Raw genomic sequence first — 12450 nt, forward strand, 5'->3', positions numbered from 1 at the left:
TTCCAACCCAACAGTCAGAACGGTTCTCAGACCTTAGTTGGTCTGCTGCCTAGCTTCCTATTGCGTTGATTAAGCTGCTCACTGTGGCAAGCTACGAGCAGTGATCTGCTTGAGAGAAACCATTGCCGATGGACCTTAGCATGACCGTACTGCTGACCCTTCTCGGTGCTGCTGTGATCTTCCTCGTACCCCTATGGTTGTCCCGCAGGACCACAGATCCAACGATGACAAGCCCCGTTGACCCAATCCTGGGAGCAAAGGACCAAGCGGCCATTCACGACACTGATACTTCGTTCATCCCTCTGCCCGATCACCTCAGGACGAACGATGAAGTCGTGGCGTGGTTGACCAAGGACCTTCCGAAGCTCACACAGGAGCTGACCAGATCAAAGTAGCCGTGGCAGGCCCATCAGGTCTGGCAAGAGGGTAGTGGCCAGATAGACCGCCAGCACCACAGATGGGGCTGGGAGGATAAGGCACAGTAGCACTACGAACGGTTGTAGTTGTTCTGATAGGTCGGACTGCCGCTCTTTATGTAAAAGTTGACCTACATGCCTGTAAACTGCTGGGTTGTGTGATCGCCTTGAGGAAAATGGCTCAACTCAGGTGGGGTGATTACCACGCTCGCTTGGTTGCCGGACTGGCACATATCTGATGCTAACATCAGGGCTGCCCAACGCGCCTCTTCCTCAGACGAGTAGAAGTACAGGGTACGTCCCTTGCTCGACACAGACCAGCAGTCTTCCTGCTCTTGCCCGACCTCGAAGCACTCCATCCAGACCGCTCCCTCCGAATATAACCGGAGCTTAACAATCCTTCCTGCTCCGGCAACATCCTAAGGAGGGGTAGGGCACCCTGTGACGCTCTCTCATGCGGCTTAGAGGAGCGTATTCAGGTAGGCCAGCCCGGATCCCTCACCCATCTCAGACGCAGGCAGTTCGATGCGCTCGCCGATACCTACCAGCTTGGTAAGCCGAAGCTCGGACCAATGGTCAAGAATTAGCCTGGGAGCGAAAACCGAAGGCAGTGACGTCTACCGTGAGATTAAGCTGTCATCGAAGGCTCAGAGGTTTAGAGCCTATCAGCTCCCAAAGGTGGATTGGCTTGGGAATTCTGGGAGCTGCCTCGTTCTCGCCGCTCATCTGCCAAGATTGCGCTTTGCGATGCCCGGTAATGAACGTTGCGGGAGGATCCATGAGCCTGGATGATGCTTTTCCTATCGACGCTGTTTCCCCACGAACAAGAGCTGCCATCCTTCATGAGTTCCACGGGCGTTGCCCCAGTATTCGGGAAATCGCCCAGATTTCCGACAGGCAGTGGCTGGCAACTCCGGGGATCGGCTCGACTGCCCTTGGGGCCATTCGCAGTGTCACGGACGGTCCGCCCTATACGGTCGAACCTTCTCCCTCAAGCAGGATGACAGATGCCGAACTACTGGATCGGCTTGAGTTTATTCAGGAAGAGCTTCGATGCATCCATAGTGCGCTCAAGGCCAGGGGGGAGCAGACATCGGACAGTGGAACTCGCGTCCGAAGGCAGACCGGGACAAGCGCGTCCCCTGCTGTCAATCGCGAGCTTCGCGTCTAGCGTTCGACCGAAGAACCCCTTCATCCGTAGCAAGGAGGGGACGGCATCTGCCGCCCAAGCCAAAGGGAAGGCGCTGGGCCAGCTACGAGCAGTGGAAAGCAAGTGCAATGCGGCTGAGGAGATGCTCGATGCGCAACCTGTCATCGCACCGGTGTAGCTGATGAAGCGGCTTTGAGGTTTGTTCAGGGTCAGCCCAACCAAGGTTGAAGCAGCGCTTGGCCAACTGCAGCTGTCGTATAAAAGGCTGGTGAGCAACTTTATTGCTCGCTCTAAGTAATCGATTCAGAATGAATTTCACTGGAACCGGTGAGGCGGATGCGGGTTGACCGCCTCGATCTGCCCGGAAGACCTAATCGTCCCGGTGCAGGAACTGTCTCGTAACCACAACCCCAAGTGGACCTGATCGAAACCGGATGCAGGGCATCAACCGTGTGCTTGAACGGAAAGCGGCTGCCCATGACCATTCTCGATCCAATCACTACCTGCGACCGTGCAAACGGGCGCGTTAGCTCCGTTCGTTGGTGTGCGGTCCAATCATCCTGATCAACATCCCTCCGGCCGCATCCCTGATCGTTCAGGTACTGGCCCCAGCGGTAACGGAGTGGGAAAGATACGTGCTTGATCTTGGGCGCTGTTGGTTGCGGCCGTGAGGAACACATCAACAACCAAGTTGGGGCCGCGGCTTGATAATCCGAAATCCCGGACTCTATTCTGATGCCGGTCGCCGGATCTCAGTCGACTCCACCAGAAGCCTCTATGGCCAAGTGGCCTGTTTGTCGCCTCTACTTTGTTCGAAGCATAGTCTGATCCGGATTGCAGGCATCAGAGCAGAAGTTAAGGAGTCTCTGTTTTGACTACTTTGAAGGAGTTTGAAGAAGCCCTTCGCGAGCAGGGCATGCATATGGCCTTGGCCATCCTAGAAAGGCTGAAGGAACGTGACCGCGCCAAGCGAACGATCCGGCCGGCCCGACGGGTGTCCGGCAAGAAGATGACACCAGAGCTGGCGCGGCGGATCATTGAGCTGAACCAGAACACGGATATGACCCAGCAGGAGATCGCCTTCCAGCTTGGGGTCAATCAGGGCCGTGTGAATGAAGTGCTCAAACGTGGGAAGTGGCTCACCGAGGATCCTCAATCGGAAGAAGCGAAAGCTCGTGACAAAGCCAAAGCCCGGCTGAAGCGGATGAATGCGGAGGACGCCCCGGTCCCGCGGAAAGAGCCTATTGTGGCAAAGGCGGAGAAGGGGACAAAGAAGCAAAGCCCAAAGCCGCGTAACCTAGCGCAGTTATCAATTGAGGACTTCCTCAGTGGAACGAGCGGCTAGTCGGTGTACCGGGATCAACTGGAAGAACTTTGATCAAGCCATCTTCATCGAGGTGGAGCATGATTCGAGACTTGGTCCTGGAAAGCCGTCCGAGCGCTCTCTCCTGCTGAATCGCTGCGGATAGGCGGCCTGTGGCGTAGGATGTCAGATCCATGTGAGGGTCAATCAGGCCGAAATCGATCATTTCCTGATGTTGCCTCATCAGTTCATCAATCACCTCGGGATGAATGTCTGCCTGTTGGAGGAACAACACAAAGAGGTCAGCGGCCCACTGGCAACCTCGAATGATGTTTTGGCAGCGAAATTCGAGCGGATGAGGTTGCGCGGCTGATGTTTCCATAAGTCTAAATGCTTTTGATCCTAAGACATGGGCGGCAGGCTTAGGTTATTGAGCAACAGCAGGAGCGGCCGCTACACAAATATTAGTGAGCAGCACGTTCAAGGCGGTTGAGACGGCCTTCCAACTCGGCCAGTTCCGTGTGGTGCATCAGCAGCACTGTGTTCTTATGCGCGAGCTGGTGCGCTGACTTGGTGAAGATTGAGTTCGTCACTACCACGGCATGGGGAGCGTCCTGAAAGGCTGCGGCAGCATAAGCCTCCTGAACGGCCCTGTTGCCAACGCTGCCATTGTAGAACTTACATTGGATGACAACCCGTCTGCCGTTCTTCTCAGCGATGATGTCGGCGCCTTGATCGCCTGATCCCGGGGTCAGCGCTGCATGCCATTCGGCTTCCTGCAGAATCCTCTGGCAATAGAGCTCAAACTCTCTGCCGGTCATGAGGTCAGCAATTTCTTCCGACGGTTCCGCTGGCCGATAGCGGTCAATGATCCGGTTGATCCGAGTTCTGAGACGCCCAAGATGTCGCTTTGCGTCCCCTGCAACGAAATGGTCGATCTTCCTGCGCTGAAACTCTGGCAACAGCGTCTTCCTGATGAAGGCGTTCAGGTGTTTGTCCCAAATGTCCTCAGACACGTTCCCATACTCATCGGGCGAGAGCATATGGGCGCGTTTCGTTGCCAGGGTCCTCACATGCTTCAGGGCAGCTCGGTCCGTGAGATCGAGGATCAGAAGCAGCGAGTGGACCTTCGTCAGGCGTAAGAAGAGCAGCAGCGCGAGCCCAGACCAGGCGGCAACCGGCTGCAGGTGTAAGCCGGCGCCGAACAGCAAGAGCAGCGAAGTGCTGAACACCTTATGTCTCCAGAGGTAGCGGAACATTCCCTTTCCCACGCCCGATGGCGGTCAGCGCCATATCGGTCAGCCATACTCGATAGCCGAGCGTGGTTACCGGCGGTTTCCCGCTGAGTTAAACCATCGGGAACTCACAAGAATATTTTAGAGTGCTACTGCTGAGTGATACGAATTGTCGAGAGCCTGACCAGCGGATTGCGTTCAGCGCAAGATGGGTTCCCAAAAAGATGCCGTCGTAGTCGGCGATAAGGATCCGGCCGTCTGGGCCTCCCCCGCAGCTCATGAGCCGCGTGGCAGACAAGTGCCGCAGCACATCCAAGCTGCCCGAAATCGTTGATGTGTTCCTGTCGCGCACTCTTATGGGGGTCCCGTTGGCTGCCAAGGTGTCACCGTGACGCCTAAGGCTGTCGACCTGATGGTGGCGCAGCTGGTGAGCACCTGTGGCACAAAGCTGAGGCTGGTGCACAGTCTTGCTGCTAAGCCCAAGACTGTCAGCCACCACGTCTACATCTTCCGCTCCCCCTGTCGCGTGAACGTTATGAACCAGTCGGAGAGCTTGAGGTTCCAGGGACGGGCGATCTTGCCGCACCGCTCCATTCTCCTGTCTCCAGGCAGGACTGCGCCTCATCGGCATTCCAGATGTGGCAGCCATAAAAAGAGCCCCGCTCGAGCAATGGAACGGGGCTCAGTCTACGGAAGCTGCTCAAGGAGACCTGCGCAAGGGCAGGTTGCCTCCGCAGGAGATCAACCAAACATCGTCATCAACGTTCCTCAGAGTCACTGGGGCGGATCGGCAGCCTGGAGCCTGAAGTAAGATGGATAAGAGCTTCTCTCCGGTAATTTTCGTCGACGGCTTGGCCTTCGTGCTCGGGGTGGGTAAGGCCTTTACGCTGCTGATCTGGCGCGCACTCCCGAGACCCCGGCCAGGGCTGTGGCAAGAGCTGCCGGAAGCTTGGCAGCGTTAGAGACAGCGCAAGTCTCTCCGAGAGGTGGTTGGGCATTCGCCCGGTGACCCGAGCCCACAGGCTTCGATCCACGTACCAGCAGCTCAGGACGGGCAGCCTCAGCCCTGACGTGCCCAATCCAGCATCTGGCGGCATGATTCCGAGGAAGCGCTGTCTACTTGCGCTTGTCGTTGTCGAACACCTTAGGCTGGCTCGTGGCCGTTCCGGAGGTGGACGAAGGGCCGGTTGTGCCGGCGCTCGTCGCGCGTGACCGAGCGCGCATGAAGTACCAGACAAGGCCAGCAACGATGGCCAGGCCAATGATGATCCAGAGCCAGGGAGTGCCGCTGCCGTCATCTGCAGGTGCGGGCGCAGGAGGTGAGCCCGGCTCAGCAGGCGGGGTGGCCTGGGCAAGAGCCCCGTTCACTGCAGAGAGCGTCACAATTGTAAAAGCATAGAGTCTGGTGAGCATCATGTTCCCCTTTCGCCCGTGAGGGCTGCGGATCAACGTTGGTCACAAGCCCTCGTTCCTCTCACCTCAAGGGCAGGCACGCCCTTGCCCCAGATTTCTGGGCGGTCGTGCGGGGTTTCCATTGATGGGGAACTCGCAGGGCAAGCGCCCGTTGGTGATTGCTTACCAGAGAGCAGCCATGGGCAATCCCACCCACCCTCCGAGCGTACCGCCACACGATACTGAGCATGTTCCCCTTCTGAACGATGCGCTGGGAGGCCGTGCCGGAAGCGTGTCCGAGGAGGTCATACCCATCGTCGAGGAAACCGCCACCATCATTAAGCGGGAGGTGGTGACCGGGCGTGTTCGCGTGCAGATGGTCACTGACATCGTCGAGGAACTTGCCCGTGCGGACGTACAGCGGGAGACCGTGGAGGTCACCTGCGTGACCATCGACAGGATGGTCGAGACCGCACCCGAGATTAGGACGGAAGGCGACGTGACAATCGTTCCAGTCGTGGAGGAGGTGCTCGTGGTCGAAAAGCGTCTCGTGCTCAAGGAGGAACTGCACATCCGGCGTCGGATCGAGACGGAGGTCGTCGAGGTGCCGGTCAGCTTACGCAAGCAGCGCGCCGTCGTGGAGGGTGACGCTCCGAAGGATCCGGTTGCCGACGAATAGGACGCAGGCTTCCCGAGCTATCCTGTCGAGGGTGTCGAAGCCCAGCGTCATGCCGGGCTTCGGCTGAAACGAGATCAGCGCGTGCCGTCGGTCGAGTCGGTGGTGCCGGTGCTGCGGACGTTGCGTTCGTCCTCGACATCTACCTCGGTGCGACGAACCGTGTCGGACACGGTCTCGGTGCGCTGCTCCACGTCCTTGCGGACCACGACCTCCTCAACCACCCGGGCTTCCTTGGAGACAACAGCCTCCTCGTGGCGCTCCTCCACCTCGATGGTGCGCTCCTGGAAGGGGTCGCCACCGAGCGTGCCCGCCTGCGTCGCACCTGACACCGGACGGCGCTCCACGTCGACGCGCTCCTCGCGCAAGGTCACCTGCTCGCTCACCGGCGTCTCGACCACACGGGACTGGATGCGCACCCGGCCTTGGCCAACCTCGCGCTTGCCGACGTGCAGGTCCTCCTCGGCAATCGGAATGACCTCATCGCCTCCGCTCGTGCGTGTTGTATCGGTCTTGGCGCGGGTAATGTCCGGCGACCCGGTGACGTCATCGCCAGCCCCCACATCCGTCCGGCTCGTGCCGGACGACCCTGTCAGGCCGCCGGCCAGCCCAGCCGCCGCGGCGCCAAGGCCACTGGTCATGCCGCCTGAGGTCGACGTGTCATGGCCCTGCCACCCTTCCGAGTTCCAGGCGGTCCGCTGCTCGTCCAGGTCCAGCACCCCGTCATCATCCAGGATGTCGATCAACCGGTCGACCTCATCGTCGTCACACTCTACGGCGACAACGGAGCCGCCGCGCCGCATGCCCTCGGCATAGGCATGGGCATCGGACCGGGGCACGCCTGCATTCTCCAGGTCATCGATCAGGTTGTCCGAGGCATCTGAGTAGACATTGATCCCACCCCGCGAGATGCCGGCCTGCTCCAGGCGGCTGACGATCTCGCTGGCTTTCTGCTGGTCTTGGTAAAGGCACGTGACGGTCTTGGACATGAGGTTGGCTCCTGTGAGGCTATAGGGGATCAGACCCGTTCCTGACGATCGGCTGAGCCGGAGACATCCAACGGCAGATGCCATCCCGAGCGTCGGCAGGACATCATCCGTCCAGGCAAGAGGCCGTACTGGCTGTCAGCTCGGCCCGTGAACCTTCCAATGTGCGGTCCGGATTCCGGTTCCATGGCTTCGCCGAAGGAGCCCGAACCCATGTGCCGGCCATCATGCGATCGGCAGCACAGGCCCAGGACGAACTCACCAACCCGTCAGGGTAGCCCGTCGGGTCGAGACTTCTAGCAAAGGAAGTGCCTCCCCACCTGTCTTGCCAGTAGGTGAGGAGGCCTCCTAGCCCCGAAGGCCGGATGCGAGACAAGCCTTCCAAGGTTCAACAGGGAAGGTAGAATGCGGTTTCAGCGGGACCAAAGAAAAAGCGCCCCGCAAGGGAGCGCTTCCAAGGTCCTGACCCATGGGGGCAGACTTGGGCCGGTGAGAAGCATCTAATCGCTCGTGTTGCCTTGGTTCCGGCAAAAGCAAGCTACTTTCGAGTAAGGGGGCTGCGCCCGGACAGCGATGGCCTAGTCCAGATGGCCTGAGAGCATTTACCTGCTTTTGATCAATCCCGAATCACCTTACACGTACAAGCATTGATCAGGCAGTTGCCATAAAAATTTAAGTTGATTTGCAGATCAACTACCTGGTCGGTGAGGGCAAATGTGGGATCAATGCCGTGAACTTGGGAATAAACCTGAGCGCGGCTTTTTCTTTGCTCCTTGTGTATCGCGTGCGTCGTTTCAAGAGCCTTCAGCAAAAACAACGCTCGGCCAGGGCAGTACGAATGACCATCAGTGAAGCGCAACTGCGCACGCTCAGGCTTCTTCAACAAGAAAGCCGCTCACCGTGTCTACCGCTCGAAGCGCGCCGGCAATTATATCTGAGCTCATGAGGGTTCTCGCATTGCACTCACCCAAACGCTGCATCGGCTGTTCAGCAGCAGATATGCGACAGTGAGCAATGATAACAGGGATGTGGCCGTGATCACGCAGAAGGGCCGTGCAGCGGTCGCTGCACAAAGGCCTTTTTAGAAGGCTTCATCCACTGCGGTAACCGTCCCATAACCATACCTTCAATAGAATTGAGCAAAGTCAGGTGTGCCGCGTTTGCTCTATGCCTGAACCCGAGGGGCTGCCCATGACCATTCTCGATCCGATCACCGGAAGCCACGTGACCATCGACACGTCGAGCTGGCCGCGTCGGTAAGCGCTCCACAGGGTTGGGAGGTGGTGATGAAACGATCCTCAGCACGACGGGCCAGACGCTGGGTCATACAAGAGCTAACCCGCTGCCTGGATCAGCGAGTTAAACCGGAATGTGGGTGATGGGGTCGATCAGGCGACGTTATGTGTTGGCGTTGTTGTGATCTCGGCGCCGTCCTTAAACCTGACACCGGCAATCACCTTCGGCAACTGGTTTTCACCCATCAGCCGACGCCAGGTTTTCGAAGCCGCTAGGATGAGCTTGAACACCATCAGCCGCGCGGTGGTTGGCGACAGCGCCCCCTTGGTGCGCACGGTCCGGTGCCGCACCGTTGCGAACACACTCTCGATCGGGTTCGTGGTCCGCAGATGGATCCAGTGCTCAGCGGGCCAGTCATAGAAGGCCAGCAGCGCCCGCTGGTCCTTGCGCACGCACTCCACCGCCTTGGGGTAGCGCGCCTGATAGGCCTCGGCGAACAGATCGATGGCGACCTCGGCCTGGGCTCGTGTGGGTGCGAGATAGATCTCCCGCAGGGCGGTCTTCATGCCGGGCTGCACCGATTTCGGCACCTTGTTGAGCACGTTGGCGGTCTTGTGCAGCCAACAGCGCTGATGGTGCGTGCCGGGAAAGAGCTCGTCGAGCGCCTTCCAGAAGCCGAGCGCTCCGTCCCCGACCGCAATTCGGGGCGCAATGGACAAGCCCCGCCGCTTGATCTCGACGAGAAGCTCACGCCAGCTCTGGGCGCTCTCGCGCACGCCGGCCTGGAAGCCGACCAGCTCCTTCTTGCCTTCGGGCGTCGCGCCGATCAGCACCAGGATGCATTCGGCCTGGTCCTCCATCCGGGCCTGGAGATAGACGCCGTCGGCCCAGACGTAGACGTACCGGCGCGCTGACAGGTCGCGCGTCTGCCAGCGCTCATACTCGCCCTGCCATTCGCCGGTCAGCCGCGCGATCACCGAGGGCGAGAGGTTCGGCGCATCCTTGCCCAGTAAGGCCGCCAGAGCCTCCTGGAAGTCGCCGGTCGAGACACCGCGCAGGTACAGGATCGGCAGCAGCGCATCCAAACTCTTCGTCCGACGGGCCCATTTCGGCAGGATCGCCGAGGAAAAGCGGATGCGATCTTCATTGCCAGTGGCGCCGCGGTCGCGGATCTTGACCCGGCTGACTTCCACCGGGCCGATGTCGGTCTGGAGCATGCGCTCGGGGCCATGGCCGTGCCGGACCAGGCGCTCGCGGCCGTCCGGCAACTTGAGATCGCGCATGCTGGCAAGATAAGCCTCGGCTTCGCTCTCGATGGCCTGCGCCAGCAGCTTGCGCGCGCCGGCGCGCAGGATATCCGTCAGGGGATCGTCGATTGCATCGGGCTGACGAAGGCGGACAATGGTGGTAGTCTCGTTCATGACGTATCGCTCTCCTGGAGAGGTTCTGGCAGGCTCGTCACCCGCCTCGATACGTCGCCTTTCTCAAACCGTCATCACCCACATTCCGGTATAGTTCTGGATCAGCTATCCGACACCTTTGTCAGGGCGACCTTGTCAGGCAATGGCGACCTCAAGGGTGGAGGGGCGAAGTCCAGCTTGATCAGGAGCTCATAAGAAGCACGAGGATCGCACGTGTTCTTTGCCGTGAGGCACTGATCGACGTAGCTCACGTACCGATCACATTGGACGGTTCTCTGGAGCTTCGGGGGCTCAGAGCATTTTAGGTAGATTTGCTGCAGTACCTTGAGCGGGTTGGGATTGGGCAGCTGGGGAGCGGAGAGATAACCGGAGATCTTCTGATGCCCCATGATGAGGGTGGCAGGTCCCAAGAGGATGGCGATCGCCGTGAAGCCAGGATGGATCTTGCGCATCGGCTTACCTCGAACCGCTATAGTTAAGGCGAAGTTAACGGATCCTGAGCGCCTGTAAACCTGTAGCGGATGTTAACTCCGAGAGGGCAGGGTCAGTTTCTCCTTGCCCTCTATCAAAGTCTCAGCTTGTCCTGAACTCCGGTTCTTGACATGCCCATTCTGGCATGTCGGACGCTGGTGGAGGGCCACCATTCGCGACTTCATATTACGAGCACTTGCTGTTCGGCGTGATCGCCGGCTGTAATAGGCTTGGCAACCTGGAGGCAGTATACAAGGACAGGACGTCGGGCAGGGGTAAACCCGACCCTTAACCCCGAACCAGCACCACGCCCCTGCCAAGCGGGCACGAGCCAGAAAGACCATCGGCATGACAAGCAACCCAGGAACGCAGGGCAGGAAGGTGCCTTGGATCAAGCGGGAGCAGGATGACAAGGATGAAGCCTTGGAGGCGTACCTGCTCGAGCATGTTCCGGGCCTGAGAGCCTGGTACGAGGCGCAGCACAGAGCCTTCAGCCAGATCGAGAAAGAGGCCCAGGCTCGTCATCCCGACCCAACGCCGGAGGACATCGCTGCTGCAGAGGCCAGGGAGGCGGCGATGCCCTCCCGGAAGAGGACTGAGGTTCATTTGCGCCGGAGCTTCACACCTTTGGTCCAGCACCTGCCAGGCGTGATCAAGCGCACACGCAAACGCTTTATCCAGCAGGGGCAACGAGCATGGAGCAAGGACAATCCCTCACCCCTGACATGGGAGATCGAGAGAATTTCCACCACAGAGTTCAGGCAGGCCTACGCTGGCACTGACTGTTCATAAACCCGCTACACACCCGGCCTGCCGCTGACGAGGGCAGGGATGAGGCGACGCTCTATCCTTGGCGCCTCATCCAGCCTTTCCTGACCCGTCCATTCGGCCCGAACGCTTCTTCGGCTGCCACGCAGGCTCGTGTCTCGGGCATGCGGGAGAGAAGACTGCCATAGTAGGACAAGCGTTCATCGAAGAAGCGGGCGTGACGTCCACCTTCTTGCCAGTCAGTTGGTTGAAGGTTGAGTTCTGCAAATCGCGTGCGAGCCCCAGCCTGATCAATCTGCCAGAATGGGCATTTGTTGGTCAGCATTCGGGCGGCCACGAAGTCATCCAAGGCCGCTTGCTGGGGATCGCGTGTCTGACCTCCGGCAGGGGATGAAAGAAGGACAAGCGCCAGGATGGTCGCTGTATGGAGACCCGGTGGCAAGACTGCCACTTCATCCTGCAATGACATGAGACAAGGGGTGTGGCGGTGTGCCCGCATACCTGCCTCCTCTCCATACTGTCCAGTGTACCACGACCGTGCAAGTTCGTCGGAGTATGCTCTATAACTTGCACAGGCTGAAGGGGACGCATTCATGCATGTATTCGGCGCCTTTGAGCTGGAAATCCAGCCCGGCACTCCCTACAACCCGGCATCCGTCAGGGTCGCGCTCCTACGCTACACCCGAGGCGAGGATGGTCGCCTGCTCATCACGCCAGAGTGCAACTCCTTCGAAGAGATAGAGGGGCAGATCAACTCCTTGCAGGACGAACTGGATGAAATCCGCGAGAGAGCCCGCCGGGCTTTCCAGGTTCCTTGATGCTGTGTGTTCAAACACATCGTTCCTGCCGCATAGGTGGATAGTCTTGACTTAGCCCTCATGGAGGCAGAGTCATGCAACCCGTTTTGTCTTACTGCACGGCAAGAGTGTTCTTGATGAACTTGCTGCCCATGGTCCACATGAGGCCGCCCAGGGCCGTCGCTGAGAACGACAACGACAAGCTGCTCCCGCTCCCAAACGTGTGGGGCTAGCAAGCTGAGGGAACATTAGGAGGCCATAGACGGTTGTTCCTGCCCTACACCTGAGGCGCCGGAAGCCAGCCAGCGCGGCTCGTATTCACACCAAGGGTACTATCCACCTGAACCTGACCTTTAGGTCGTGCGCGCCGCTGGGTTCAACAGGAGCAAATCAAGGAGTATTATCTCGCTTCGGCATGATTGCTTTCAGAGTGTGAGTGCCAAGTGCCGGCCAGGTTTGATACACCCTGCCGGTGCGCCGACAACACTTCCGCTGCTTCGCAGTGGCAGCGACCCTTCTCTAGTCGGCCCTGAATAACCCACAACTTGTTGGGATTGAAGGATTCTTCGTCATCGCGAAGCATCGTAAAATGCCGGTTC

At 59.1% G+C, this 12450-nt stretch carries 11 protein-coding genes; 4 read left to right on the top strand and 7 right to left on the bottom strand.

The window, feature by feature from the left end; translation table 11 throughout:
- The first annotated feature begins 2437 nt into the window (after positions 1 to 2437).
- Positions 2438 to 2911, top strand: coding sequence for a sigma factor-like helix-turn-helix DNA-binding protein (locus tag JKG68_RS27705; RefSeq protein WP_202065184.1), 474 nt, complete (start codon positions 2438 to 2440; stop codon positions 2909 to 2911).
- Here the strand turns inward: JKG68_RS27705 and JKG68_RS27710 are convergent.
- The 3 genes from JKG68_RS27710 to JKG68_RS27720 form a co-directional block, all read right to left on the bottom strand.
- Positions 2892 to 3251 carry a hypothetical protein gene (locus JKG68_RS27710; RefSeq protein WP_202065186.1) on the bottom strand — a complete coding sequence of 120 codons (360 nt, stop codon included), beginning with the start codon at positions 3249 to 3251 and terminating at the stop codon, positions 2892 to 2894. The genes JKG68_RS27705 and JKG68_RS27710 overlap by 20 nt on opposite strands.
- An 82-nt stretch (positions 3252 to 3333) precedes the next feature.
- Positions 3334 to 4101, bottom strand: coding sequence for a restriction endonuclease (locus tag JKG68_RS34615; RefSeq protein ID WP_202065188.1), 768 nt, complete (start codon positions 4099 to 4101; stop codon positions 3334 to 3336).
- A 1119-nt stretch (positions 4102 to 5220) separates the two neighbouring features.
- Positions 5221 to 5520 carry a hypothetical protein gene (locus JKG68_RS27720; RefSeq protein WP_202065189.1) on the bottom strand — a complete coding sequence of 100 codons (300 nt, stop codon included), beginning with the start codon at positions 5518 to 5520 and terminating at the stop codon, positions 5221 to 5223.
- 175 nt (positions 5521 to 5695) lie between these two features.
- Here JKG68_RS27720 and JKG68_RS27725 point away from each other — a divergent pair, with 175 nt between their 5' ends.
- Complete coding sequence (locus JKG68_RS27725) at positions 5696 to 6175, top strand: DUF2382 domain-containing protein (RefSeq protein ID WP_202065191.1); 480 nt, start codon at positions 5696 to 5698, stop codon at positions 6173 to 6175.
- Positions 6176 to 6249: 74 nt separating this feature from the next.
- On the opposite strand, the gene JKG68_RS27730 is transcribed toward JKG68_RS27725, so the two are convergent.
- The 3 genes from JKG68_RS27730 to JKG68_RS27740 all read right to left on the bottom strand — a co-directional run bounded on the left by JKG68_RS27730 (position 6250) and on the right by JKG68_RS27740 (position 9815).
- A complete protein-coding gene (locus tag JKG68_RS27730) occupies positions 6250 to 7161 on the bottom strand; it encodes a YsnF/AvaK domain-containing protein (RefSeq protein ID WP_202065193.1) in 912 nt (303 codons plus the stop codon).
- A gap of 613 nt (positions 7162 to 7774) precedes the next feature.
- Positions 7775 to 8044, bottom strand: coding sequence for a hypothetical protein (locus JKG68_RS27735; RefSeq protein ID WP_202065194.1), 270 nt, complete (start codon positions 8042 to 8044; stop codon positions 7775 to 7777).
- Positions 8045 to 8546: 502 nt separating this feature from the next.
- Complete coding sequence (locus tag JKG68_RS27740) at positions 8547 to 9815, bottom strand: IS256 family transposase (protein ID WP_202065195.1); 1269 nt, start codon at positions 9813 to 9815, stop codon at positions 8547 to 8549.
- Positions 9816 to 10634: 819 nt separating this feature from the next.
- On the opposite strand from JKG68_RS27740, the gene JKG68_RS27745 reads away from it, so the two are divergent.
- Together JKG68_RS27745 and JKG68_RS27750 are read left to right on the top strand one after the other, a co-directional pair.
- Positions 10635 to 11078: a hypothetical protein gene (locus JKG68_RS27745; protein WP_202065196.1), complete on the top strand. Its 444-nt coding sequence runs from the start codon at positions 10635 to 10637 to the stop codon at positions 11076 to 11078.
- Positions 11079 to 11647: 569 nt separating this feature from the next.
- Positions 11648 to 11872: a hypothetical protein gene (locus JKG68_RS27750; protein ID WP_202065197.1), complete on the top strand. Its 225-nt coding sequence runs from the start codon at positions 11648 to 11650 to the stop codon at positions 11870 to 11872.
- Between the two features lie 379 nt (positions 11873 to 12251).
- On the opposite strand, the gene JKG68_RS33030 is transcribed toward JKG68_RS27750, so the two are convergent.
- A partial coding sequence (locus JKG68_RS33030) for a hypothetical protein (RefSeq protein WP_210346476.1) occupies positions 12252 to 12450 on the bottom strand: 199 nt, incomplete at its 5' end.

Origin of the sequence: Microvirga aerilata, from assembly GCF_016743775.1 — a bacterium.
Taxonomy (GTDB): domain Bacteria; phylum Pseudomonadota; class Alphaproteobacteria; order Rhizobiales; family Beijerinckiaceae; genus Microvirga; species Microvirga aerilata.

Coding starts and splice junctions, on each gene's coding strand:
- JKG68_RS27725 (WP_202065191.1), top strand. CDS start 5,696: ATGGGCAATCCCACCCACCCTCCGAGCGTACCGCCACACGATACTGAG.
- JKG68_RS27720 (WP_202065189.1), bottom strand. CDS start 5,520: ATGATGCTCACCAGACTCTATGCTTTTACAATTGTGACGCTCTCTGCA.
- JKG68_RS27750 (WP_202065197.1), top strand. CDS start 11,648: ATGCATGTATTCGGCGCCTTTGAGCTGGAAATCCAGCCCGGCACTCCC.
- JKG68_RS27730 (WP_202065193.1), bottom strand. CDS start 7,161: ATGTCCAAGACCGTCACGTGCCTTTACCAAGACCAGCAGAAAGCCAGC.
- JKG68_RS27740 (WP_202065195.1), bottom strand. CDS start 9,815: ATGAACGAGACTACCACCATTGTCCGCCTTCGTCAGCCCGATGCAATC.
- JKG68_RS27745 (WP_202065196.1), top strand. CDS start 10,635: ATGACAAGCAACCCAGGAACGCAGGGCAGGAAGGTGCCTTGGATCAAG.
- JKG68_RS27710 (WP_202065186.1), bottom strand. CDS start 3,251: ATGGAAACATCAGCCGCGCAACCTCATCCGCTCGAATTTCGCTGCCAA.